25 protein-coding genes are annotated in these 22,762 nt (G+C 55.9%); 7 read left to right on the top strand and 18 right to left on the bottom strand.

All coding sequences use genetic code 11. The features are described 5' to 3' along the window. Positions 1–81 precede the first annotated feature (81 nt). Genes accB through M2118_RS01055 form a run of 4 tightly spaced genes read left to right on the top strand, consistent with a single transcriptional unit; the run spans position 82 to position 4,359 of the window. A complete protein-coding gene (accB, locus tag M2118_RS01070; protein WP_280794112.1) occupies positions 82–549 on the top strand; it encodes an acetyl-CoA carboxylase biotin carboxyl carrier protein in 468 nt (155 codons plus the stop codon). An 8-nt stretch (positions 550–557) separates the two neighbouring features. Next, a complete protein-coding gene (locus M2118_RS01065) occupies positions 558–1,931 on the top strand; it encodes a biotin carboxylase N-terminal domain-containing protein (protein ID WP_280794111.1) in 1,374 nt (457 codons plus the stop codon). Next, the gene (locus tag M2118_RS01060; RefSeq protein WP_280794110.1) at positions 1,924–3,468 is read left to right on the top strand and encodes a pyruvate/oxaloacetate carboxyltransferase; all 1,545 of its coding nucleotides are present in this window, start codon (positions 1,924–1,926) and stop codon (positions 3,466–3,468) included. Before M2118_RS01065 ends, M2118_RS01060 begins: the two co-directional genes overlap by 8 nt. Positions 3,469–3,483: 15 nt before the next feature. After that, positions 3,484–4,359: an HAD-IIA family hydrolase gene (locus tag M2118_RS01055; RefSeq protein WP_280794109.1), complete on the top strand. Its 876-nt coding sequence runs from the start codon at positions 3,484–3,486 to the stop codon at positions 4,357–4,359. 3 nt (positions 4,360–4,362) lie between these two features. Here M2118_RS01055 and M2118_RS01050 read toward each other — a convergent pair whose 3' ends face one another. From M2118_RS01050 to M2118_RS00990, 13 genes are all read right to left on the bottom strand, one after another. Then, positions 4,363–5,829 (bottom strand): aldehyde dehydrogenase, encoded by a 1,467-nt coding sequence (locus M2118_RS01050; RefSeq protein ID WP_280794108.1) that lies wholly within the window; start codon positions 5,827–5,829, stop codon positions 4,363–4,365. Between the two features lie 32 nt (positions 5,830–5,861). After that, complete coding sequence (locus M2118_RS01045) at positions 5,862–6,518, bottom strand: HD domain-containing protein (protein WP_280794107.1); 657 nt, start codon at positions 6,516–6,518, stop codon at positions 5,862–5,864. Between the two features lie 9 nt (positions 6,519–6,527). Beyond that, positions 6,528–7,766, bottom strand: coding sequence for an NAD(P)/FAD-dependent oxidoreductase (locus M2118_RS01040; protein ID WP_280794106.1), 1,239 nt, complete (start codon positions 7,764–7,766; stop codon positions 6,528–6,530). Positions 7,767–7,770: 4 nt separating this feature from the next. Next, on the bottom strand, positions 7,771–8,094 hold the full coding sequence (locus M2118_RS01035; RefSeq protein WP_280794105.1) for a 2Fe-2S iron-sulfur cluster-binding protein: 324 nt from the start codon (positions 8,092–8,094) through the stop codon (positions 7,771–7,773). 28 nt (positions 8,095–8,122) lie between these two features. Continuing rightward, on the bottom strand, positions 8,123–8,872 hold the full coding sequence (locus M2118_RS01030; RefSeq protein ID WP_280794104.1) for an SDR family NAD(P)-dependent oxidoreductase: 750 nt from the start codon (positions 8,870–8,872) through the stop codon (positions 8,123–8,125). Further along, entirely contained in the window at positions 8,850–9,578 is a 729-nt protein-coding gene (locus tag M2118_RS01025) for an HD domain-containing protein (RefSeq protein WP_280794103.1), read from the bottom strand. Before M2118_RS01025 ends, M2118_RS01030 begins: the two co-directional genes overlap by 23 nt. A 13-nt stretch (positions 9,579–9,591) precedes the next feature. Then, positions 9,592–11,415, bottom strand: a complete 1,824-nt coding sequence (locus M2118_RS01020; RefSeq protein ID WP_280794102.1) for a PEP-utilizing enzyme — start codon at positions 11,413–11,415, stop codon at positions 9,592–9,594. A gap of 45 nt (positions 11,416–11,460) precedes the next feature. Then, a complete protein-coding gene (locus M2118_RS01015; protein ID WP_280794101.1) occupies positions 11,461–12,534 on the bottom strand; it encodes a PEP/pyruvate-binding domain-containing protein in 1,074 nt (357 codons plus the stop codon). Positions 12,535–12,562: 28 nt separating this feature from the next. Continuing rightward, positions 12,563–13,810, bottom strand: coding sequence for a cytochrome P450 (locus M2118_RS01010; protein ID WP_280794100.1), 1,248 nt, complete (start codon positions 13,808–13,810; stop codon positions 12,563–12,565). A 122-nt stretch (positions 13,811–13,932) separates the two neighbouring features. Then, positions 13,933–14,703 (bottom strand): IclR family transcriptional regulator, encoded by a 771-nt coding sequence (locus tag M2118_RS01005; protein WP_280794099.1) that lies wholly within the window; start codon positions 14,701–14,703, stop codon positions 13,933–13,935. A 54-nt stretch (positions 14,704–14,757) separates the two neighbouring features. Then, complete coding sequence (locus M2118_RS01000) at positions 14,758–15,258, bottom strand: prepilin peptidase (protein ID WP_280794098.1); 501 nt, start codon at positions 15,256–15,258, stop codon at positions 14,758–14,760. A gap of 102 nt (positions 15,259–15,360) precedes the next feature. Continuing rightward, positions 15,361–16,722, bottom strand: a complete 1,362-nt coding sequence (locus tag M2118_RS00995) for a PhoH family protein (RefSeq protein WP_280794097.1) — start codon at positions 16,720–16,722, stop codon at positions 15,361–15,363. 102 nt (positions 16,723–16,824) lie between these two features. Continuing rightward, the gene (locus M2118_RS00990; protein WP_280794383.1) at positions 16,825–17,601 is read right to left on the bottom strand and encodes an isoprenyl transferase; all 777 of its coding nucleotides are present in this window, start codon (positions 17,599–17,601) and stop codon (positions 16,825–16,827) included. 87 nt (positions 17,602–17,688) lie between these two features. Between M2118_RS00990 and trhA the strand changes: the two genes are divergently transcribed. Then, positions 17,689–18,375 (top strand): PAQR family membrane homeostasis protein TrhA, encoded by a 687-nt coding sequence (gene trhA, locus M2118_RS00985; protein ID WP_432418368.1) that lies wholly within the window; start codon positions 17,689–17,691, stop codon positions 18,373–18,375. Here trhA and M2118_RS00980 read toward each other — a convergent pair. Together M2118_RS00980 and M2118_RS00975 are read right to left on the bottom strand one after the other, a co-directional pair. Continuing rightward, entirely contained in the window at positions 18,372–18,710 is a 339-nt protein-coding gene (locus M2118_RS00980) for a TipAS antibiotic-recognition domain-containing protein (RefSeq protein ID WP_280794095.1), read from the bottom strand. The genes trhA and M2118_RS00980 overlap by 4 nt on opposite strands. Before the next feature lie 4 nt (positions 18,711–18,714). Further along, complete coding sequence (locus M2118_RS00975; RefSeq protein ID WP_280794094.1) at positions 18,715–18,918, bottom strand: hypothetical protein; 204 nt, start codon at positions 18,916–18,918, stop codon at positions 18,715–18,717. A gap of 86 nt (positions 18,919–19,004) precedes the next feature. On the opposite strand from M2118_RS00975, the gene M2118_RS00970 reads away from it, so the two are divergent. Together M2118_RS00970 and greA are read left to right on the top strand one after the other, a co-directional pair. Next, the gene (locus tag M2118_RS00970) at positions 19,005–19,412 is read left to right on the top strand and encodes a DUF4307 domain-containing protein (protein WP_280794093.1); all 408 of its coding nucleotides are present in this window, start codon (positions 19,005–19,007) and stop codon (positions 19,410–19,412) included. Between the two features lie 10 nt (positions 19,413–19,422). Then, positions 19,423–19,914 (top strand): transcription elongation factor GreA, encoded by a 492-nt coding sequence (gene greA / locus M2118_RS00965; protein WP_280794092.1) that lies wholly within the window; start codon positions 19,423–19,425, stop codon positions 19,912–19,914. Between the two features lie 52 nt (positions 19,915–19,966). Here the strand turns inward: greA and ilvA are convergent, their stop codons facing one another. Genes ilvA through M2118_RS00950 form a run of 3 tightly spaced genes read right to left on the bottom strand, consistent with a single transcriptional unit; the run spans position 19,967 to position 22,712 of the window. Then, positions 19,967–21,211 carry a threonine ammonia-lyase gene (gene ilvA, locus M2118_RS00960; RefSeq protein WP_280794091.1) on the bottom strand — a complete coding sequence of 415 codons (1,245 nt, stop codon included), beginning with the start codon at positions 21,209–21,211 and terminating at the stop codon, positions 19,967–19,969. 17 nt (positions 21,212–21,228) lie between these two features. Next, positions 21,229–22,116 carry a M48 family metalloprotease gene (locus M2118_RS00955; protein WP_280794090.1) on the bottom strand — a complete coding sequence of 296 codons (888 nt, stop codon included), beginning with the start codon at positions 22,114–22,116 and terminating at the stop codon, positions 21,229–21,231. 26 nt (positions 22,117–22,142) lie between these two features. Then, positions 22,143–22,712 (bottom strand): LemA family protein, encoded by a 570-nt coding sequence (locus M2118_RS00950; protein ID WP_280794089.1) that lies wholly within the window; start codon positions 22,710–22,712, stop codon positions 22,143–22,145. Positions 22,713–22,762: the final 50 nt, after the last annotated feature.

The raw sequence follows: 22,762 nt of genomic DNA, 5'->3' as shown, positions 1-22,762 counted from the left end.
TGCACTGCACTGTAATACCGGGGAAACTGAGGACAGGTTTACAACGTTGTCATCGTCGACACCACCGAATACGAGGTCCTCATGTCTGAAACTCCTAGCTGGCAAGAACTACTTGATCTGGTTGAACAGCTCAACAACAGCGACTACGAGAACGCCAGCGTTCAGTTTGGGAGCGTCTCAGTTCGCCTCTCAAAGAATGAGAATTTCACCGAGGCCCCCGCTACTGCGGTTGCACCAGTTGCAGCTCCGGTTGTTGCCGCTCCGGCCACACCTGCAGTTGTGGTTACCGCTGCGCCAGCTGCGCCTGCTGGTGACACCGTTGATGCACCCATGATTGGTGTCTTCTACCGCCGCCCTTCACCTGGTGCTGACGAATTCGTGAAGCCCGGTGACACTGTCACCGCAGAGACCACCATCGGCATCATCGAGATTATGAAGCTGATGAACCCCGTCGTGGCAGGTAAGGCAGGAGTACTCGGTGAGTTCTTGGTTGAAGACTCCCACGCTGTGGAGTTCGGTCAGCCCCTCGTTCAGATCACACTGAACTAATCACGGCCATGACCACCACAGATAAGCCCGTCGTCCTCGTCGCAAACCGCGGCGAGATTGCGATGCGCATCATCGCGGCTGCTCGCCGCATTGGCGCATCTCCTGTTCTTGCCGCCAGCGTTGCTGACGCCAACTCCCCTGCCGCCAAGGCAGCTGACCGGGTCATCGTGATTGGTGCCGCTCAGGCCAACCTCTCTTACCTGCGCCCAGAGCAAGTGGCGCAGGCCGCCGTGAACGCCGGCGCAGCCGTTGTTCACCCGGGCTATGGCTTCTTGAGTGAACAACCTAAGCTGTGTGAACTTCTTGAAGAAGAAGGCATTGCCTTTGCAGGCCCTCGCCCTGAAACATTGCGTGCAGTTGGAGATAAGGGAAGTGCTCGACTGGTTGCCATTGATGCAGATGTTCCTGTTGCACAGGGTATTGAGATCAATGACCCCAGCGAAGTGCGCGCACTGGGGGAGAAACTCGGCTTCCCTCTGCTCATCAAAGCAATCCACGGCGGTGGCGGTCGCGGTATTCGCTTGGTAACTAACCTCGACGAGCTCGAAGAGCTTGCCCCGCAGGCCGCACAAGAAGCAGAGGTTGCCTTTGGCAATGGGGCTCTCTATCTCGAGCGCTACTACGGTCTGGCACGTCACGTGGAAGTACAGGTTTTCGGCGACGGTGAAGGCAACGCCTGGATCTTCGGCGACCGCGACTGCTCTGTGCAGCGTCGCCACCAAAAGCTCATTGAAGAATGCCCAGCCCCGGGTCTCAGCGAAGCACGCCGCAAGATTTTGCATGACTCTTCACGCCGTTTGGTGAAGGCATTGAAGTATCGCGGTGCAGGCACCGTGGAGTTCCTCGTCGACACCCAGAGTGAAGACGTGGTCTTCCTCGAGGTCAACGCCCGCATTCAGGTTGAACACCCTGTGACCGAAGAAGCATTCGGCGTGGACTTGGTTGCTGCTCAACTTCGTTTGGCTTTAGGCATGGATCCTGAGCTGCCAACAGTGGGCCCCGTTCCACCAGTCAGCGTGATTGAGCTGCGCATCAACTCGGAAGACCCTGACAACAACTTCATGCCGAACTCCGGTGTTTTGACTGAAGTCACCTGGCCCAAGGGTCCTGGTATTCGTATTGATACTCAGGTGGAGACTGGTTACAGCTTCCCTCCCTATTACGACAGCCTGATGGCCAAGTTGATTGTGCGAGCACACGACCGCAAGGCCGCCGTCGCAGGCGCACTTGCCGCAGCCCAAAACACGACGATTGCAGGGCTCAAAACAACACTCCCCATGCTCGAATACGTACTCTCCCACGATGATTTCATTGCCGGAGAAGTCCCCACCAGCTGGTTTGGACCGATTTGGGAAGAACGAAAGGCAGCGAACAATGACTGAGATGAGTTTGACTGGCGAAAAGCGTCGCCAGGGTCCCGTCAAGATCGTTGACACCAGTATTCGAGACGGCAACCAGAGCCTCTGGGCTGCCACTGGCATCACCACCGGCATGGCCGAAGCCATGGCACCTATCTATGAGCGCATGGGTCTGCACGCCCTGGACTTCACCAGCTCCACTCACCTGGTGATGGGAACCAAGTTCCACGGTGAAAATCCGTGGGAGCGCATTAGTCGCGTTCGTGCAGCTGCCCCCAACACTCACCTGTCCTGCATCACCACCGGCATGCGCTTCATGTCGTGGGAGAAGGCTGAAGAGTCGGTGTATCGAATGTCGCTGCGTGTGATGGCTCGCCATGGCCTCAGTCGCATCATGATTGCCGAGCCTGGAAATGACATCGAGCAGACCATGAAGGTTGCTCGCTGGGCAAAAGAGGAGGGCATCACTGATGTGCTTGCCGGTGTGGTTTACACAACCAGCCCAGTACACACCGATGAGAAGTTCTTGGCAGCGACCACGGCATACGCGAACTGCGCTGACATTGACTCGGTCTACCTCAAAGACCCCGGTGGCCTGCTGACCGCAGAGCGCACCAAGGAACTCGTTCCGAAAATGCGTGCAGCACTGGGCACCAAGACCTTCGAACTCCACAGCCACTGCACCACCGGCGCCGCACCGCATCTCTACCTCGTGGCAGCCGAGCTCGGCGTGGATGTTCTTCACACCGGTATGGGGCCACTCTCTAACGGAACTGCCCAGCCCAGCTTGGAGCATGTTCTGGCTAACCTCGATGCCCTCGGTATTCAAGTGGATCTCGACCGCGATGCAGCCGCGGAAGGCTCTGCTCTGCTTTGGGACTTCGCTAAGAAGCAAAAGCTTCTTCCTGGCACCCCTAATGAGTATGACCTCAGCTTCCACAGTCACCAGGTTCCTGGCGGCATGATGGGAACCCTCAAGCGCCAGCTGGCTGAAATCGGAATGAGCGATGCTCTTCCTGCCGTGATTGAAGAAGCCGGTCAGGTGCGTGCAGATTTGGGATATCCCATCATGGTGACCCCGTTCAGCCAGTTCGTGGGAAGCCAGGCACTGATGAACGTCTTGGCAGCAAAGAGCGGCCAGGAACGATACAGCCGCATCCCTGACGAAGTTGTGAAGTTTGTCATTGGCGACTTCGGCACCCCCGAAGGCGAAATCATCCCTGAGATCTTGCAGCGCGTGGCAGATAACCCTCGCGTTGCTGAGCTCAAGGCAGCACAGCGTGAGCGCACCCTCGAAGAACTTCACACCGAATACACCGGTAAGTTTGGCAAGAAGCTCAGCGAAGAAGATCTTCTTCTGCGCATCGTGATGCCTCACGACCAAGCAGAGATTGCCATCAACGCAGCACCAGCTCCTGCGTGGTCACCCGGTGCTCGTGTGTCTTCTGGAACGGGTTCTGTGAACTCCGTTCAGGAGTTCATCGATGCCGCAAATGCGTTACCAACGTGGAAATCCCTGTCCGTCCAGCGCGATGGCGCAACTGTTTCCCTCTCTCGATAACACCTAGGAATACTCATGACCAACAGCAGCCTTCTCCCCCGCCTCAAGGCAACCCAGGGCATCATGTTCGACATTGATGGCTGCCTTGTCATCTCAGATGGCCCCAGCGGCGCTGGCGGAAGTGTGCTTCCGGGCGCCATTGAATCCATCAAGCTCGCCCAAGACACTGGCCGTGCATATTGTGTGTTCACCAACGGAACAGCACAGCGTCCCAAGGAGATTGCTCACCACCTGCGTGACATGGGCTTTAACATTCCAGATGAGCTCGTCTTCACCCCTGCAGTTGTCGCAGCCGAGGTCATGAAGGAAAAGTATGGCGACCAGCCCATCCTTGTCTTTGCCGCTGAAGGCATGTTGGAAGACTTCCGCGAGCGCGGCGTGAACGTCGTTGATGTTCCTGCCGCCATCAGAGGTGCCAAGCACGGAGCAGTTGCCGTGGTGATTGGGTGGGACACCAACTTCGGCAAGGACAAGATCCAGCTCGCTGCTGAAGCTATCCGTGATGGTGCAGAGCTCTACTGCACCAGCTATGCGCCTATGTTTGCTTCTGCTGACCGCCTGAACGTGGGCGTCTCTGGCTTTATTACCTCTGGCCTCATGTTCGTCACAGGCAAGAAGGACTTCGAGATCCTAGGTAAGCCTTCTCAGCACTCGATGAATGTGGTCAGCCGTGTCTTGGGTACTCCTCAGGAGAACATCCTGGTTATCGGTGACGACATCAAGCTCGAATCCACCATGGCGCGCAATGCAGGCGCTTTGGCAGGCCTGGTTCTTACCGGCACAAGCTCACGTGAAGATGCCGAGAATGCAGACCCATCCGTTCAGCCAGAACTGATCGTGAACAGCATGACAGAACTGGTTGATCTGTTTACACAGGCTGACAACAGCTAAGAATTATTTGGCTTCACCCACGCGGTGAATGGACTGCAGGCGAGTGTAGGCATTGATGCCTTCGGGACCGTATTCCATACCCACACCTGAATCCTTCCAACCACCGAACGGTGCTGCCAGGTTAGATGCGTAGAAGTTAATTCCCATCGATCCAGTCTCGATCTGAGCTGCAAGCTCAGCACCGTGGTCAGTGTCGGTGGTGAAGATATTTCCACCCAGGCCGTAGGGCGACTGATTCGCAATGCGCACAGCATCCTGCTCATCCTTGTAAGGAACAACAACGAGAACAGGACCAAAGATTTCTTCCTGTGCCACACGCATGGAGTTATCCACGTTGGCAAAGACAGTGGGCTTAGCGAAGTAACCGCGGTCGAGACCCTCGGGGCGGCCTGAGCCTCCGGTAGCCACGCGGGCACCCTCTTCTTGGCCAATCTTGATGTAGTTGGTGACCGTGTCGAACTGCTTCTTGGAGGCAGAAGGACCAAAGACAGTCTTTTCATCGAAAGGATCGCCCTGCTGAGTACTCTTGACTGCACTAGCAACCGCGTCCACAACCTCGTCATAGCGAGACTGGGGAGCAAGAATACGTGTGGCGTTGTAACAGGTCTGGCCCGTGTTGCGAAGGCTGGTACGGGTTACCGACTTGGCAAAGAACTCCATGTCAGCGTCTTCCAGCACGATGCTGGCCGACTTGCCACCAAGTTCCAAGGTCACAGGCTTGAGGAGACGTCCGCACTGCTCTGCCAGGAAGCGACCGACCTCGGTTGAACCGGTGAAGGCAACCTTTGCCACGTCAGGGTGCTCCACGAGAGCGCCCACGGTGTGACGAGTACAAGTAACCAGGTTAATGACACCTTCTGGAAGTCCTGCAGCAACAGATGCTTCCATCAGGATGCGCAGATCGAGAGGTGTTTCACTTGCAGGCTTAATCACGACGGTGCAGCCAGCAATGAGTGCGGGAGCCAGCTTGATCATGACCAAAGCAACGGGGTAGTTCCAGGGAGCAATAAGTGCCGCAACGCCACGTGGGTGGCGGTGAACCTCCGTGTAGTGTCCTGGACGGTCAGGGTAAGGGCGGGAGTCTGTCTTATCGACAAAGTCACCCAGACCTGCGTAGTAACGAAGAAGACCAGCACCGTGACCAGCCGCCAAGCGGGTCTCAGAAATGGGTGTTCCATTTTCGCTGGTGATGATGTTGGCGAGTGCCTCTGCGCGAGCTTCGAACTCATCAGCGAGCTTGCGCATGTAGTTTCCACGCTCGTCGGCGCTGATATCGCGCCATCCCTTACCTCGGAATGCAGCAGATGCCGCAGCAACTGCCTTGTTGATGTCGGCTTCGTCTGCTGCGGGAACCTGTGCCCAGATTTCTTCCGTCGCAGGGTCGGTCACATCAACGAAGACACCGGAACCAGACTTGACCCATTGGCCACCATAAAACAGGTCGTCGGTGTACATCTCTAATGCAGTCATGGGGAATCCGTTTCGATTGTGTTTCTGAAGTTTTAGAGAACGTCGAGGCAGAGCACACGAATGGAGTGCTGCAACTCGGCTTCGGCCATGGCGCGGCCGGTGGGGGTAATCATCTCGGGCATGATGTCTTGTTCCAGCTTGAGTCGAATCTGCTGAGGAGTCTTACCGAACCATTCAGCCGAGAATCCCAGACCGACAGGGTTGAAGCGCCAGAGGCGGTCTGCGTCGCGCATGATCGAGTCCTCGATACTGTGGCTGACGGGACGAGTGTCGTGACCGTCAATGATGTCGGTCACTTTCTTGATGAACTCATCGTCATAGCCACAGCCAGGAAGAATTTCACGGGCAATGTCACAACCAAAGATTTCGTGCTGAACACGAACATCGCTGGTCATAAAGTTTTCGCTGCGGAAACCTTCGGAGAGAATCTTGTCCTCATCGACTCGAGCCCAACCTGCGTCATGCAGCATCGCTGCAACGCGGGTGACCTGTGGATCAGCCTCCGGGTGAACGTCGAGCAAGAACTCTGCAAAGAGGAGTGTCAGCGGCAAGTGGATGTCATTCATGCGTGAGCGGGTGTAGGGCTCAACGGCTTTCCAGATGTTGTCGACGCTGTCATAGGTGCCAGTGGGGAGTGCCCCGTTACCCAAAGTGGGAACATCCTTCAGGGAGTGTGTGAATTCCATCATGCGCCTTCGTTAGTCAGTGACGAGTGTCTTCAATGCAACAGAGGAGTCTGCTGCTAAATCGGCAGGGATGTTCTGGCCGGCGGTCAATGCACGGCGCACCGCCATATAGTCGAGAACGTCGTTGACGGCATCAACGGCGATGATGCGGCCATTCTTGTAATACAGAACGCTGAACTTGTCTTCGTCAGGGTTTCCGCGGACAACCTGCTGGTCAAATCCTTGCGAAAGGCCAGCCATCTGGAGCTTCAGCTCTGCCTGGTCACTCCAGAACCACGGAACAGCGTGATATTCCTCCGAGCCACCGAGTAATGACTTTGCTGCAAGCTTTGCTTGGTCCACCGCGTTCTGAACGGACTCGAGCATGACCATGTTCTCACCAGTCAACGGGTGAGGAAGCAACGCAACGTCACCGCAGGCAACAACACGAGGGTCTGAGGTTCGAGCGTGAGAGTCGACCACAATGGCTCCGTTATCGCTGACTTCTAGGCCTAGCTGGGTAGCAAGTTCACCGCGAGGGGAAACACCAATGCCAACCATCACTGCATCAGCGGGGATGACGGTGCCATCTGCGAGTTCAACTCCAGAGACAGTGCCGCTCTCACCGTGAAGCTTGGTGACCTTGGAGTCAAGAAGTACCTCGGCACCACGCTTGATGTGGGCTTCGAGGAAGAATTCACTCACCACAGGACCTACAGCACGAGACATTAATCGGTCGCGCGAGTGAACCACAGTGACGTGCTTGTTATATTTGCGAGCTACAGCAGCAACTTCAAGACCAATAAAGCCGCCACCGATGACCACGATGTTGTGGATCTTCTCCCAGCGGGCTTTCAACTCGTTTGCGTCATCCAGCCCACGCATGTAAAGCACACCATCGAGGTCTGCACCCTCGCAGGTCAACCGCTTGGGGTCGGAGCCGGTAGCAAGTGCGAGCTTGTCAAAGGGCAGCTCACGACCGGTTTCGGTCGTGGCAACACCGTGCTTTTCACCCCACGCGAGTGAAACAACCTTCTCCGAAGGGATGACGACAATATTGTTGTCGACATAGAACTGGGGATTACGCAGCTCCAGAGTCTCAGCGTCAGCCTCTCCAGCAAGGTATGCCTTAGAGAGGGGCGGGCGCTGATACGGACCGTGGTGTTCTTCTCCGACAATGGTGACGGAGCCGTCAAAGCCTTCCTCACGGAGCGTGACGGCAATCTGCATTCCTGCCTGGCCGCCACCAATGATGAGTATGTGCTCTGACATGGAATTAGACCTGTTCGGGAGCGATGGTCACCTTGAGACCATCGAGCGCGTCGCTCATCTTGATCTGGCAGCTCAGGCGAGAGCAGTTGGTGCGCTCCGAAGCAGCACCGTCGAGCATGTCATCCTCGAGAGGGCCAGCTTCGCCGGCCTCCGCCAAGAAAGCTTCATCAACGTAAACGTGGCAGGTTGCACATGCACATGCGCCACCGCACTCAGCAACGATGCCCTTGACGCCGTTCTTCACAGCAGTGTCCATGACAGAGTCGCCCACGCGTGCTTCGAGAGTGGTTTCGGTTCCGTCTGGGGAGATATAGGTAACTGAGGGCATGATGTGTCTTCTTGTCTTTCTGGAGGGTTTAGATGAACTGCTTGCCACCATCAACGATGATGGTCTGGCCTGTGATGTAGCCGGCATTGCTACTGGCTAGGAAAAGGGCGGTGCCCACGATGTCTTCAGGCTGGCTGGCGCGCTTGATAGAGCGGCTACTCACACCGTAGTTGGCAGCGTCATCGATTTGAGCCAGGCTTGCCTCGGTGAGGGTAAAGCCAGGAGCAATCGCATTCACGGTGACGTTCTTGGCCCCTGCTTCGCGGGCCATGACTCGAGTCATACCTACGAGTGCACCCTTAGAGGTCACGTAGTGCATCCACAGTGGTGAACCGCTGAAGAAGGTAGCAGACGCAATGTTGATGATGGCTCCGCCATCCATGTGCTTGTAGCAGGCAGCGGAAGCAAGCCAGGGACCCTTGACGTTGACAGCCATGACCTTGTCCCATTCGTCGGGGTCAATGTCCCAGAAGTCACTGCGTTCGAGGGTGGCATAAATTGCAGCGTTGTTGATGAGTACATCAACTGAACCAAAAGCGTCCAGTGTGGACTGCACCATGGCTTCACAGCTGGCCTTATCTGCGACGTTCACCGAAACCGCAATCGCCTTCACGCCTTCTGCTTCAACCAGAGCAACTGTCTCTGCAGCACCGGCGGCGTTCATGTCTGCAATCACTAGGTTCGCACCTTCGCGGGCAAAGCCGAGTGCGAATGCACGGCCTAGCCCACCGGCGGCACCGGTGATGATGACAGTTTTACCAGTCAGTTGTTGTGACATTGGCACGTCCTCTTTCTTGCATCTCTTTCATCTGAATGCTGATGTCCATGGACTCCAGGGCAATAATTGCCAAGGACATGGCTTTACCCGCATCAGTGAATAGGTCGTCATAGGCGCGGAAGGCATTGATCCGCAGGGATTCATCCCGGTCGAGTCCAAACCGTGGCATCGCAACATCGATGCCGTGGGGTGAGACTCGCCAAATCTTGTCTGCGTCTTTCACGCAGGAGTCATTGATGCTCAGAGACGTCAGACGAGTGTCGTGGCCGTCAATGATCTCGCAGATTTCATCAATATCCGCTTGGGCATATCCGACCTCACTCAGAATTTCCCGGGCAATGCGAGCACCCTCTTTTTCGTGCTGGTACACAGCCCAGGTGTAGGTACCATCGCGGTCAGGAGCAATCGCCTGGAAGGCGATCTGCTCGTCCACGGTGGACCAACCGGTGTCGTGCAAAATGATCGCCGGAAGCACGATGTGTTCGTTAGCCTCAGGGATGCGGGTAACTAACTGGTTCGCAATAGCGAACGAGTACAGGGTGTGCACATCGTTATCGCGGGTTTGCAGGTAGGGAGTTGCGAGCTCCCAGATGCGAGCATCCCGCTCCCCCATGGCCACCAGGCCGGGGACGTTCTGCCACACAGGAATCTTGTGGGAGACGTCACGACCAAGGTGGTTGACGGGGGAACGGGATACGCGCTTCATGGTGTGGTGAGTCTTACTTCTTCAGGATCTCAACAGTTCCGTTGGTTCCGTCAACGCGGAGCAACATTCCCGTCTTGATGGTGGTCGAAGCGTTACCGGTACCGGTCACAGCAGGCAGTCCGTACTCACGGCAGACAATAGCTGCGTGAGACATCATGCCGCCGATGTCGGTAACGGTGGCGCTGATCTTGCCGAAGACAGGACCCCATGAGGGAGCTGTAACGGGTGCGACCAAGATTTCACCCTGCTGTAGTTCGCTGAGCTGGTCTGGGTTGAAGATAACGCGAGCCTTACCTTCTGCCACACCACCAGATGCAGCCATACCCTTGAGTTCGTTCTTGTTTCCTGAGTCGGAACCAAGCCACTGCTGAACTTGATCAGTAGTGATACCCCACAGCATGACGGTGAAGGGCTCGCTGATCTCAGCTGGAGGCTCATTGAACGCAGGTGCGGGACGGTTCTGCGCCAGAGCGTTGATGATCTTTGCACGGCGAGCAATTTCTGCAGGCCAGTACTTAGGACCAATTGGCTCTGTGCCGACACCCCATGCGTTTGCGTAGTCGAAGAGGACTTCGCGAACACGGTTGCGGTCGATGTACAGAATGTCTTCTGCGTTCTCCCAGAAACCGTTATCAGCAAGGAGCTGTCCGAGCTGACGAACCTTGCGCCAGAAGACACCCATGGTCCAGTGCTCGATGTAGAAGTTGTGGTCTTCTACGTAAGGGTAGACAGCGCGTGCAAGACCAAGCTTGCCCTGGAAGGTCTCCATAGCTTCGCCCGAGAGTGCCTCAGCATATTCGCCAGCGATACGGTCGCGCTCAATGATGAGTGCATCCTTGGGGCGGTGGAGCTGCTCGCCCTTTGCTGCGCGCTCAACGTAGTCAGCGATGTATCCCACTGGCAAGTCGAGGTTGTCACGCCAGTAAACGTCGGTTCCATAGAAACCGTTACCTACGGTGTAGTTGAACCAAGGGTCCTTAGCGTCTTCGAATGCCTTGAGCCATTCAGCACCCTTGGGGGCTGCTGCAATTGCTGCAAGAGTCTTCTCAGCGTTGATGTGACCTGCGAACTGTGCGGTGAGGCCCAGCTTCACAGCAAGGTCAGCAAGGTTCTTGAGCTCGTCATCTGGACGGAAGAGTACCGAGTCCACACCCATAACCATCTTGGCGATAGCGAGGTCGGGGATTCCAGGGAATGCTTCCTTGCAGAAACCGAAGAAGTCAAGGTAAGCAACGTAACCGAGGTTGAGGAACTCGAAGTGGTGCTCCCAGTTGCGGTACACGAGGTTGATCAGACGGTCATAGTCCTCGAAGAGCTGAACGGATGGGTCCATACCCTTACCGCTCTTGATGTCTTCAAGAGGAACCATGTCAGGAAGAGCTTCGAAGTTGATCGAGTCGATCTCTTCGATGTTCTTGAGAACCTTCTTCTTCCAGTTCTCCAGCAGGGAGTCCCAGTTCTGGAAGTAGTGACCAGCACGCTCCATGAAGTGAGGAACGCGGTCACCGATGAGCTCAGGAGCTACACCGACGGGGCTGAAGTAGTTGTAACCCATGTGGATACGGAAGTCGATACCGTTTGCAGGGGGAACAATGTAGTGGCGAGTGTTGTAAGTACCGAGGCAGCGAGAAGCGAACTCCACACCAATAACCTCGAAAGGCTTGAACACGTTGGGCCAGTGCTGGGAATCGCAGAACCAGAACTTGGCTTCCTCTTCCTTGCGCTGGCTGTCCTGGAATACCAGGTAATAGGGGTAGAGCTCTTGCCATCCCTCAGCACCCTTAGGGGTCTTGAGTGAGTATGGCGAGGGGAAGCTCTTAGCGGCACGTGGCGACATTGCGACGACCTTTCTTCTTTTCTCGAGGTGGGTGGTGAAGTAGTACTACTTTTTGTTTTTTTCTATCGAAGCCAGAAGCGAGCGCGTGATGGCCTCGATTCCTGCTCCGCCAGAAAGATTTGCTACCGGCGTCTCCTTCTGTGACCACACCGTTTCGGGGCGGCTTTGCAGAAGAAGAACATTTGCGCCATCGGGCAGATCGGCATCGATCGCCCATTCGACGTCTTGAACGCAGCCATAGTGCTTGTCGGCTGCCTTAGCGAGCTTGGCGACAGAGACGATCTCTTCTTCGCTCAAGCTGGGAGAGTTACGACGCTCTTCTTCAACCTCGCGGCGGACGATGCCGCCACGGCCGTTGGGAACGAGCTCTTCGTGCTTGTCAGAAACAATGCGGCGAACCACAGAGAGCATGACCTTGTCCACGACGTAGTTGTCGGGGGTAACTTCACCAGAAACAACCATTTCGCCGAGGCCCCAGCTGGAGTCGATCACGATCTTGGTGCGGTCACCGGTGGTGGGGTCGATGGTCATGGCAACTCCTGAAGAACGTGAGTTGACCATCTTCTGCACAGCCACAGCGATAGAAAGGCCTTCGCTGGGGATGTTGTTTGCTTCGCGGTAGCTGATGGCACGTGCGGTGTAGAGAGAAGCCCAGCATTCGCGGACCTTCTGCATCACATTGTGCTCACCAATGATCCAGAGGTAAGTGTCCTGCTGGCCAGCAAAGCTCGCGTCAGGGAGGTCTTCCGCGGTTGCGGAGGAACGAACGGCAACAGGTACTTCTCCGCCGCAGATCTCCATCAGGCGGTTGTAAGCGGCAACAACTTCGAGGCGCACTGCTTCAGGAACTTCCTGGGTCAGGATGAGTTCACGAATGAGTGCTGCCTGACGGTCCAGCTCTGCTGGGCTGTTGTAGTCCAGGCCCTTGAGGTGAGCTGCGATTTGGTCGTGCAGCTTGGTGTCGTTCATGACGGCGTCAAAAGCGTCCGTAGTCACGGCAAATCCGGGAGGAACGGGCATACCCGCATTAGTCATGATGACCAACGAGGTGCACTTACCGCCAAGGCGGTCGTGTTCAGGGGTTTCCGTGCTGTCAAACGGGAAAGAGTAAAGCGACATTGCTTGATTCCTTAGAGAGTTGTGATGTTTAGAAGACGACGGGTACTGAGGCGGGAACGCGGAAGGAGAGGTTGTCTCCGAATTCAATGTCAGTTCCGGGCGCGAGTTGCATAGTTGGCACATTGTTGACCAATTCTTCGAGAGCGACCTTGGTTTGAAGCTTTCCGAGCATGTTTCCGATGCAGTAATGAATACCGAATCCGAAAGACAGGTGCTGACGAGCATTCTGACGAGTGATGTCGAAATCGTCAGGGTTGGCGAACATCTCAGGGTCGCGATTGGCAGAACCCATCAGCAGCAAAAGCTGGCCTTCCTTGGGGATAGCCACACCGTTGATTTCAGTGTCGACCATGGCGGTGCGTCGCCAGGAGAAAATCGAGCCTGCGGTGCGCAGTACTTCTTCCACCGCACCTGGGATCTTCGAAGGGTCTGCCTTGATTGCTTCCCATGCGGTGGGGTTCTGCATCAGCTGAACGACTGAGTTGGAGATCAAGGTGGTGGTTGTCTCGTGACCTGCGAAGAGCAGGCTGTAGAGGAAAGAAGCAATCTCGTGATCAGAGATGTCATCGCCAGCTGCTTGCAGGTTGACCAAGTCAGTTACCAGGTTGTCCCCCGGGGTGATCTTGGCTTCAGCAACGAGCTTCTGGCAGAAGTTCCAATAGGCAACCATGTTGTGGGCGTGAGGAATCTGTTCTTCATCGCTCAGGTCACCCCACGTCAAAGTGGCGCGAGAACTGGCCCATTCCTTGACCTGCTCAATCATGTCCATAGGGACACCAATCAGAGCAAAGATGGTGAGAGTAGGGAGGTCCCAGGCGAGTTCAGGAAGAATATCGCCAGAGTTGGTGCCCTTGGCCTTCATTCCTTCGATGAGACGAACAGCGTTCTCACGAATAAAGGGCTCCAGAACCTTGTAGCGACGAGGGGTGAATGCCTTGGTGGCGACCTCACGAATGCGGGTGTGCTCTGGCGGAATGCGAGCAGAAAGGCCGGAGTAAGTGGTGAACTTACCCTCTTCCATGACCTTCTTGGCAGATGCGCCGAGAGGGCGAATGGGGGCCTGTGCGTCCTTGGAGGAGAAAAGCTCCCAGTTGTCAAAGACGTACTTGACGTCTTCGTAGCGCGAGACAACGAACATGTTGATGCGGTCATCCCACATGACAGGGGCTTCAGCGCGGAGTTCTTCACACGCAGGGAAGGGATCAGTCAGTTTGAATGGCACAAATCCGTGGTAGTTCTTACCCATCTGGACTTCATCTACAACTGTGTTCGACATAAACACATTCCTCCTTGAATACGTTTGAATTCATCTTGTAACGAATATCAAGTGGCGTATACAAAATCTTCTCATTGAATGAGAAAGTGGAATGTCTGTTTGTGGAAGTGGAAAAACGGGCGTTAGTGCAGGCCTGCAGTGCCGCCGCGCATGACGTTTTCAATGCGCTCCACCGTGCCTCGCAGCATGGGAAGTAGGCGTGGCACTTCTCGCGAGCGGTGTGAGTCAAATACAAGGCCCACGGCCGCCACAACTCCCCCGTTGAAGACCACAGGAACCGCCAAGGACATAGCATCCAGGCGCATCTGTTCGTTTGTCACGGAGTAGTTGGTTGCACGCACTTCTTCGATGATGGCGCGCAGTTCAACTGGATCGGTCACCGTCTTGGGCGTAGGCGCTTCGAGTTCACGCTCGAGATAAGCATCAACGAACCAGTCGGGCTGGGAAGCCAGCAAAAGCCTGCCCACTGCAGTGGCGTGGAGAGGTAAACGGCCGCCGAGACGAGAAATCTTCGGCATGTGCTTGGTGCCATAAATCTTGTCGACGTAGAGAGACTGAACACCCTCACGAATAGCCATGTGAACGTTCTCGTGAGCAAGTTCAAACAAGTCCTGCAAGAAAGGGTGGGCACGGTCGCGCAAGCGACGTCCCGCCATCTGTCCCAGCTCCCAAATGCGGAAGCCAATCTGATACTTGCCATCAGAACCGCGGCGTAGCCCACCCCACTCTTCCAACTCCGCAATCAGGCGGTAAGTAGTCGACAGAGGCAAATGAGCTCGCTGAGCAATACGCGAGACAGAGAGAGAACCGGTGGTGTTTTCAAAGGCAGCGAGAATACTCAGCGCGCGCGAGGTAACTGACTGCCCGCTCTCGCGAATCTCTGCGTCACCCATGCGGTCACCTCCTATTTGTAACCCGCACCTTCAGTGTAATGAGACGTGCTCATTTCATTCAACGAAAAAGATCAGGGCTGCCGCTACCCAGAACCCAAGCAACATAAAAGGCCCAAAAGGAATGCGGGTTTGCTTGGTCACTGCCCACGCTTGTTTCAGAGGCAAATCTGAGCGTCTGGAGAAAGTAACAATAAGTACCACCACAGATGCCACTCCCCCGGCAACAAAGGCCAGAACAGGCGAGAGAATGGCCGCAGGGACGCTAATCAGACCTGCTGTTCCTCCCAGTAACCCAGCGAGCTTCACGTCTCCCATGCCCATTCCTCCGCCAAAACTCAGCAGCAGCATGAAGGTGAAGTAGCCGGCGGCAGAAATGGCAGGAATCATCGGGTATTCACCCGTGGTCATCCAGACGCCTATCCACGCAATGACCAGTGCCACATAACCAGGCATCACCCACACATTGGGCAGCTTGTGGGTCTTCCAGTCGATCCGCACCAACGGAATCGTCACCACCGCGAGGTAAGCGAGGGGAATGATTTGCCACAGCGTCATGCCCAGACACTAATGCAGAAAGCCCCCGCTTGGCGAGGGCTTTCCACAGTCCGCGGGTGAGCCGACGAAGAGTGTTCTCCTCCCCGACTGTTCGCGTGGCGTTTAGAGGACTTCCTGGCGCTCCAGGAGGTCGGTGACGAGCGCGGCGATTGCGGAGCGCTCTGAGCGGGTCAAGGTGATGTGACCAAAGAGGGTTTGACCCTTGAGGCTTTCAATCACGCTGGCGATACCGTCGTGGCGACCAACCCGCAGGTTGTCTCGCTGGGCAACATCGTGGGTCAAGATCACGCGGGAGTTCTGACCAATACGGCTGAGCACTGTCAGGAGAACATTGCGTTCAAGTGATTGTGCCTCATCCACGATGACGAAGGCATCGTGGAGAGAGCGACCACGGATGTGGGTCAGTGGAAGCACCTCGAGGATGCCGCGGTCCACGACTTCGTTCATGACGTTGTCTGAGACGAGAGCACCGAGGGTGTCAAAGATTGCTTGACCCCAAGGATTCATCTTTTCGTCCTTGTCTCCGGGGAGGTAACCAAGTTCTTGGCCGCCAACTGCGTAGAGAGGACGGAACACAATGATCTTCTTGTGCTGTTGGCGCTCGAGGACTGCTTCCAGCCCGGCACACAGTGCCAGTGCTGATTTACCAGTTCCTGCAGAACCACCCATGGAGATGATTCCCATGCTGGGGTCTAGCAACATGTCGATAGCGAGGCGCTGCTCGGCCGAACGGCCGTGCAGTCCAAAGAGGTCGCGGTCAGCACGGATGAGGTTGATCTCCCCGCGATCTGTCACACGACCCAGTGCAGAGCCCCGGTCGGAGTGGATAACGAGCCCTGTATTAATGGGGGTGTCTTTCACAACACTGGTGCGAATGACTTCTTCTTCATAGAGAACTGCCATCTCATCTGCGCTGAGGGTGATCTCTTCCATGCCGGTCCAGCCACTGTCGACAGCGAGCTCTGCTCGGTATTCCTCGGCACTCATACCAATGGAGGATGCCTTGACGCGCATGGGGAGGTCTTTGGACACCACGGTGACGTTGAGGCCATCGTTGGCGAGGTTCATGGCGACAGCCAAGATGCGGCTGTCATTGTCCCCGAGCTGCAGACCCGAAGGAAGCACGGCCTGATTGGAGTGGTTCAGTTCAACGCGAAGCGAACCACCCTCTCCGATGGGGATGGGGAAGTCGAGACGTTCGTGCTTGACGCGCAGATCGTCAAGGATGCGCAGTGCCTGACGAGCGAAGTAACCGATCTCGGGATCATGGCGTTTCTTCTCGAGCTCACTAATCACCACCACGGGAATGACCACTGCATGCTCCGCAAAGCGGAAAAGTGCCTGGGGGTCAGACAACAAAACCGAGGTATCTAAGACATAGACACGCTCGGTTGTGGATGAGGAAGTGGACTTCTGGCGCTGACCGGACTGACCAGTCTTTGCGCCACTACTTTGTGGGCTCATGTGATGAAAGTACGACCGAGGAGACACACTTCAGTGACGACACGCCCTGTGTTCATCTAAGTGTCACCGGAGCGAAATGTTCGGTCGGTTAAGAGGGAGTTTCTATCCGCCGAAGCGGCGCTCGCGACGCGAGTAGTCACGCATCGCACGAAGGAAATCCACCTCGCGCAGGTCGGGGTAAAGGGCTTCCACAAAGTAGAACTCAGAGTGGGCACTCTGCCACAGCATGAAGTCAGATAGGCGCTGTTCGCCCGAGGTGCGGATCACGAGGTCTGGGTCTGGCAGTCCGCCGGTGTAGAGGTGATCGCTGATGAGTTCAGGTGTGAGCTTGTCTGCAAGCTGGTCCAAACTGCCGCCATGACCTTGGTGTTCGGAGATGATGCTGCGCACCGCGTCAGCGATTTCTGCACGCCCGCCGTAACCAATAGCGAGGTTCACGTGCAGGCCAGTGTTGTTCTTCGTGCGCTCCTCAGCAGCAAGCAGTGTGGCAAGCAGATCCTGGGGCAGGACGTCATCTTTGCCCACGTGGTTGATCTTCCAGTTGCGGAAATGGGACAGGCCCTCAGCCAGTTCGCCAATGATGCCGTAGAGCTCTCCGAGCTCTCCCTGGTCACGACCGGTGAGGTTGTCGGTGGAGAGCAGGTAGAGCGTGACCATTCCGATGCCGATTTCATCACACCACACCAGGAACTCAGGAACCTTCTGCGCACCAGCACGATGACCGTGGGAAGGGTTCTCTAAAAACCGCTCTCTGGCCCACCGCCGGTTGCCATCGACAATCATTCCAATGTGGTGCGGAAGATTGTCCTTGTTGAGCCCCCGACGCAGACGCTTTTGGTACAGGCCATAGAGCAGACCTGTCTTATTGGCGCGCGACATCACGTCCCCGACTTTACCGAATCAAACGCCCAAACATCAGGGTCTACGCCCAGCAACGTCACAAACAAGAGGCGTATGCTAAAAATCATGAGCTTGCCGCTGATTGAAGATGCTGAATCCTTTCCTCATGTTGAGGTGAAGCCCACGTGGCGTGGCTGGATTCACACCGGCACCTTCCCCCTGGCGATTGCTGCCGGCGTTGTCTTGATCGTGTTGGCTGATGGCCCGGCCGCTAAGTGGAGCTCGGCGGTCTTCATGACCACCTCTCTCTTGCTGTTTGGTATCTCTGCGCTCTATCACCGGTTCAACTGGAGCCCGAAGACCAAGGTCATGCTCAAGCGCTTTGACCACGCCAACATCTTCCTTCTTATTGCTGGTACTTACACGCCTCTAGCCGTGCTGGCACTGCCCCCCAGTAAGGGAGTCTTACTCCTGGTGCTGGTGTGGATTGGTGCGACTCTAGGAATCTTGTTCCGAGTGTTCTGGGTGCACGCTCCACGTTGGCTTTATGTGGCGCTGTACATCCTGCTTGGCTGGGCAGCCATGATGTACGTGGTTGACCTCTTCCAAGCCAACGTGGCCATGATGGTGCTCGTCATCCTGGGTGGTCTTGCCTACACAGCGGGTGCTGTGATCTATGGAATGAAGAAGCCCAACCCCATTCCTGGAGTTTTCGGCTTCCACGAGATCTTCCACACCCTCACGGTGGTGGCATTTATGTGCCACTGGACGGCAATCTTGCTGATTGCTCTGCACCCCGCTTACAACGCTTAGAGGTTGTTGTCCGCCCAGACGACAATCGCGTCGTAGTGATACTTACCTAAACCTTCGGCAATACCTTCATAGGTGTCCCGATAGGGCGAAGGCATGATGTAACTCAGTGCCAAGTTCTTGTAGGCCTCGCGAGTGGGCTTCCAGAACTGGGAAGTGAACACGTAATGCTGTCGCACTGCTTCTTGGAGTGCCTCAGCGCTCGCTGGCAGTCCTTCGTTCATGCCAGCCACAAACTGCTGTGTAATGGCGTCAAAAGCGGCAGTGAATTGTTCGTTCTGCTCTTGGGAGTAGTCGTTGTTGTATTGCTCTGAATACATTCCAAACTGGTTGGACATAGGCCTACTTCTCTGAAGCCGAGCCTTCTGCAGCTTCTTCAGCATCGAGCTTGGCTTTGATGTCGGCACGCAAGTTTACTTTGCGCATCCGACGAACCATGTCCAACAACAGGACCAGGGTGAGGCCGGCGACCAAGATGGTGGCAAAGAAACCTACAGGACCAGGTGAGACCAACTGTGGGTCAATGGTTTCTTCTGCAAACAGCACGGTTCCTCCGAGGGGTTTCTAGCCAATAGCCTTGATATAGAGCGTACCGCCGAAAACCTGTGAGCCCGCTTTGCACAAGGAGTCCCATGAGCACCGAGAACACTCTCGCTGACCGCTACGGTCGTCCAGCGACTCCTCGGGGACCCATCCGCCGTAACCTCGGTGTGATCATCACATCAGCGGTCATCATCATCGCTGTCATAGTTTGGGGCATCACCACCGACGCTCTGGGCTTTGGCCCCAAAGCAGAAGCTAGAGACCTCGGCTACAACAGCCTGACGGACACGAGCGTGACCGTGGAATTCGAGCTGACGGCAACACCAGGCCACGAAGTGGCCTGCGCTATTCAAGCGCAGAACACTGCCTTTGCCATTGTGGGGTGGAAGGTTTTTGTCTACCCGCCATCCGAGCAGCGCATCCGCGATATTTCAGAGACCATCATCACCAGCCAACCCGCCACCACGGGTTTGGTTTACCGTTGTTGGCTCACCTAGGCTGAAACTTATGGCTAGCGAAGAAACCAAAGAAATATGGCTCACCCAAGAGGCGTATGACCGCCTTAAGGGAGAGCTCGACTCCCTCAGCGTTGATGGTCGCGCAGACATTGCCAAGCGTATTGAAGCTGCCCGCGAAGAGGGTGACCTCAAGGAGAACGGTGGCTACCACGCCGCCAAGGACGAGCAGGGAAAGATTGAAGCTCGTATTCGCACTCTGACGGCACTCCTCAAGGACGTCAAAGTAGGCGAAGCCCCTGAGAGCTCCGGAATTGTTGAAACCGGGACGGTCATCACCGCCACCATCGCAGGCGAAGAATCTGTCTTCCTCCTCGGTAACCGTGAGATCGCTGCCGGCACTGACTACACCGTCTACAGCGAGAGCAGCCCCATGGGCGCTGCCATCCTGGGCCTCAAGGTCGGCGAGAAGACTGTCTTCACCGCCCCTAACGGCAAGGACATTGCTATTGAGGTCATCAACGTGGCCACGTTCACCGGCTAACAGAGCTTTAAACAACAACGCCTCCCCAATGGGGAGGCGTTGTTCGTTAAGTCTAGATGTCGTCGCTGATGCGAACCTTGAAACCCTCGTCGCGCAGTGCCTTGACGACCTGCTTGCGGTGTTCCTTGCCACGGGTTTCGATGTGGAGTTCGAGCTCGACTTCACTGATCTGCAAACCACGGCCGTGACGAGTGTGAAGTACCTCAACAACGTTCGCGTTCTGCTCAGACACGATCTCTGCTGTGCGAGCAAGCTGACCGGGGCGGTCAGGAAGCATGACGCGGAGCTTGAGGTAACGCTCAGACGCTGCAAGACCGTGTCCCACGATGCGCTGAAGCAGTAGAGGGTCAATGTTTCCACCGGAAAGGATGGCTACGGTCTTTCCAGATTTCTTGATTTTCTTCGCCATGATGGCAGCAACGCCCACAGCACCAGCTGGCTCGACGACGAGCTTTGCTCGCTCGAGCAGCATGACTAATGCACGTGCGGTGTCATCGTCGGAGACGGTGACGACTTCATCGACGGTGTCCTTGATGATGTCAAAGTTCAATGTTCCCGGGCGCGCAACAGCAATACCGTCACAGATCGTGGGGTGAACATCCACAGTGACGGGTTCACCAGCAGCAAGCGATGCGGGATAGGCCGAAGCATTTTCTGCCTGCACACCAATGATGCGCACAGTGCGGCCCAGCTTGGCAGCTTTCTGCTTGACAGCAGAGGCAACGCCAGAGATGAGGCCACCGCCACCGATAGGAACAATGATGGTGTCCACGTCAGGAACTTCGTCCAGGATTTCAAGGCCGAGAGTTCCTTGACCAGCAACCACATGCTCGTGATCAAACGGAGCAATGAAGATGGCGCCAGACTCTGCAGCGAACTCTTTGGCAGCCTTGAGCGACTCGTTGAAGATGTTGCCGGTGAGAACGACCTCAGCACCGTATTCACGAGTTGCTTCGAGCTTGGGAAGAGCTACGCCCAACGGCATAAAAATGGTGGCCTTGATACCCAGTTCACGGGCAGCCAGAGCAACACCCTGAGCGTGGTTGCCTGCGGAAGCTGCAATGACGCCCTTTGCTCGCTCTTCGGCGGTGAGCTGGGAAAGACGGTTATAGGCACCACGGAGCTTGTAGCTTCCGGTGCGCTGCAGGTTTTCGCACTTGAGGAAGACTTCTGAACCCAGAACGCTGCTGAGGTAACGAGAAGTTTCCATCGGGGTGGACTGCGCCACCTTGGCCACGGTGGCGCGGGCAGCCTCAAACTCTTCCAGAGTGGGGCCAGCGATGCGCTTCGAGGTCATAACCAAATCTTAGGGCACTAGAACTTTCCACCCATTTCGTGGAGACGCTCAATGCGTTCCGCGATGGGTGGGTGGGTTGAGAGCATCCGCTCAGCTAGACCTGGCTTCTCGGGGTCTGCAATCCACATATGAGCCATGCTCGAGCTCTGCTTTTGCATGGGTCGGCCATAAGCGCCCAGCTTCTGCAGGGCGCTTGCAAGTGCTTCGGGATGACGGGTGGTGAGGGCTCCCGTTGCATCTGCAAGGTATTCACGCTGGCGGGAAATCGCGAGCTGAACCATGGTGGCAACCAAAGGGGCAATGATCATGGCCACAAGGCCAAAAATCATCACCACGGGGTTTCCGCCCCCGCCGTTATCGTCTCGGCGGTTGCCGGCAAAGAAGGACATCCGTACAAGCATGTCTGCCAGAAAACCGACGGCGACAACTAAGCCAAACACAATCATGGAGACGCGAATGTCATAGTTGCGCACGTGACCGAGCTCGTGAGCCATGATGCCTTCGAGCTCTGCGTCATCCATGAGGTCAAGAAGGCCAGAGGTGGCAGCAACTGAGGCATGCTGTGGGTCGCGTCCCGTGGCAAAAGCATTGGGGGCTTGATCATTGATGATGTACACCTTGGGCATGGGAGTGCCGGTGGAAATGCAGAGGTTCTCCACAATGCGGAACAACCTGGGGTTGTCAGCTTTCTGAATCTCGATGGCACCCGCCATAGAGAGCGCCTGCGACCCAGCAAGGTAGTACTGGAACCAGGCGTAGGCAGCAGCGATGACCACAGTAAAGATGGCAATGTTGATATCGCCATACATATAGGCAGCGAACCAGCCCAAGCCACCAATAATCACAAGGAACACCAACATGATGAAGATGGTGTTGCGCTTATTCGCAGCAATAGCGGAATACATAGAGCTCTAGCTCTCGAGGGTTCTGATTAGAACTGAATACGGGGAGGCTCAGCGATTGCTGCAGCATCCGCAACATCGAAGAAGTCGCGCTTGTCGAACTTCAACTTGTTTGCCCACATATTGTTGGGGAAGGTGAGGATCTTGGTGTTGAACTCACGCACGCCTCCGTTATAGAAACGACGAGCTGCCTGGATTTTGTCCTCGGTGTCGACGAGCTCACCTTGGAGCTGGAGGAAGTTTTCACTCGCATGCAGCTGGGGGTAGGCCTCAGCAACAGCAAAGATGCTCTTGAGTGCAGACTGCATGTGGCCTTCAGCCTCAGCTGCGGCAGCAGGAGTGCTGGCGGAAAGGGTCTCAGCACGAGCTTTGGTGACAGCTTCAAAGACGCCCTTCTCATGGGCGGCATATCCCTTCACCGTTTCAATCAGGTTGGGAATGAGGTCTGCTCGACGCTTGAGCTGGACAGTAATGTCGCTCCATGCTTCATCAACCCGAACGTTGAGGGTGACCAGTGCGTTGTAGGTAGACCACAGGTAAATACCTACGACAGCGGCAATAACGACAATGAGACCAAGTACGGGGAGCAGTACATCCATGCCTCCATGTTACGACGAGAAAGCTGGATGTCTGCCGAGAGAATCGTGAA

Origin of the sequence: Aurantimicrobium minutum (genome assembly GCF_029892845.1) — a bacterium.
Taxonomy (GTDB): Bacteria; Actinomycetota; Actinomycetes; order Actinomycetales; family Microbacteriaceae; genus Aurantimicrobium; species Aurantimicrobium minutum_B.
Note: the sequence above shows the minus strand (reverse complement) of the source record. Positions and strands in the feature narration are given on the sequence as shown.

Coding starts and splice junctions, on each gene's coding strand:
- M2118_RS01005 (WP_280794099.1), bottom strand. CDS start 14,703: ATGGGTGACGCAGAGATTCGCGAGAGCGGGCAGTCAGTTACCTCGCGC.
- M2118_RS01025 (WP_280794103.1), bottom strand. CDS start 9,578: ATGAAGCGCGTATCCCGTTCCCCCGTCAACCACCTTGGTCGTGACGTC.
- M2118_RS01010 (WP_280794100.1), bottom strand. CDS start 13,810: ATGTCGAACACAGTTGTAGATGAAGTCCAGATGGGTAAGAACTACCAC.
- M2118_RS00955 (WP_280794090.1), bottom strand. CDS start 22,116: ATGTATTCCGCTATTGCTGCGAATAAGCGCAACACCATCTTCATCATG.
- M2118_RS01035 (WP_280794105.1), bottom strand. CDS start 8,094: ATGCCCTCAGTTACCTATATCTCCCCAGACGGAACCGAAACCACTCTC.
- M2118_RS01020 (WP_280794102.1), bottom strand. CDS start 11,415: ATGTCGCCACGTGCCGCTAAGAGCTTCCCCTCGCCATACTCACTCAAG.
- accB (WP_280794112.1), top strand. CDS start 82: ATGTCTGAAACTCCTAGCTGGCAAGAACTACTTGATCTGGTTGAACAG.
- M2118_RS00950 (WP_280794089.1), bottom strand. CDS start 22,712: ATGGATGTACTGCTCCCCGTACTTGGTCTCATTGTCGTTATTGCCGCT.
- M2118_RS01015 (WP_280794101.1), bottom strand. CDS start 12,534: ATGTCGCTTTACTCTTTCCCGTTTGACAGCACGGAAACCCCTGAACAC.
- M2118_RS01065 (WP_280794111.1), top strand. CDS start 558: ATGACCACCACAGATAAGCCCGTCGTCCTCGTCGCAAACCGCGGCGAG.
- M2118_RS00995 (WP_280794097.1), bottom strand. CDS start 16,722: ATGAGCCCACAAAGTAGTGGCGCAAAGACTGGTCAGTCCGGTCAGCGC.
- M2118_RS01000 (WP_280794098.1), bottom strand. CDS start 15,258: ATGACGCTGTGGCAAATCATTCCCCTCGCTTACCTCGCGGTGGTGACG.
- M2118_RS01060 (WP_280794110.1), top strand. CDS start 1,924: ATGACTGAGATGAGTTTGACTGGCGAAAAGCGTCGCCAGGGTCCCGTC.
- M2118_RS00980 (WP_280794095.1), bottom strand. CDS start 18,710: ATGTCCAACCAGTTTGGAATGTATTCAGAGCAATACAACAACGACTAC.
- M2118_RS01055 (WP_280794109.1), top strand. CDS start 3,484: ATGACCAACAGCAGCCTTCTCCCCCGCCTCAAGGCAACCCAGGGCATC.
- ilvA (WP_280794091.1), bottom strand. CDS start 21,211: ATGACCTCGAAGCGCATCGCTGGCCCCACTCTGGAAGAGTTTGAGGCT.
- greA (WP_280794092.1), top strand. CDS start 19,423: ATGGCTAGCGAAGAAACCAAAGAAATATGGCTCACCCAAGAGGCGTAT.
- M2118_RS01030 (WP_280794104.1), bottom strand. CDS start 8,872: ATGTCACAACAACTGACTGGTAAAACTGTCATCATCACCGGTGCCGCC.
- M2118_RS00990 (WP_280794383.1), bottom strand. CDS start 17,601: ATGTCGCGCGCCAATAAGACAGGTCTGCTCTATGGCCTGTACCAAAAG.
- M2118_RS01050 (WP_280794108.1), bottom strand. CDS start 5,829: ATGACTGCATTAGAGATGTACACCGACGACCTGTTTTATGGTGGCCAA.
- M2118_RS01045 (WP_280794107.1), bottom strand. CDS start 6,518: ATGATGGAATTCACACACTCCCTGAAGGATGTTCCCACTTTGGGTAAC.
- M2118_RS00970 (WP_280794093.1), top strand. CDS start 19,005: ATGAGCACCGAGAACACTCTCGCTGACCGCTACGGTCGTCCAGCGACT.
- trhA (WP_432418368.1), top strand. CDS start 17,689: ATGAGCTTGCCGCTGATTGAAGATGCTGAATCCTTTCCTCATGTTGAG.
- M2118_RS01040 (WP_280794106.1), bottom strand. CDS start 7,766: ATGTCAGAGCACATACTCATCATTGGTGGCGGCCAGGCAGGAATGCAG.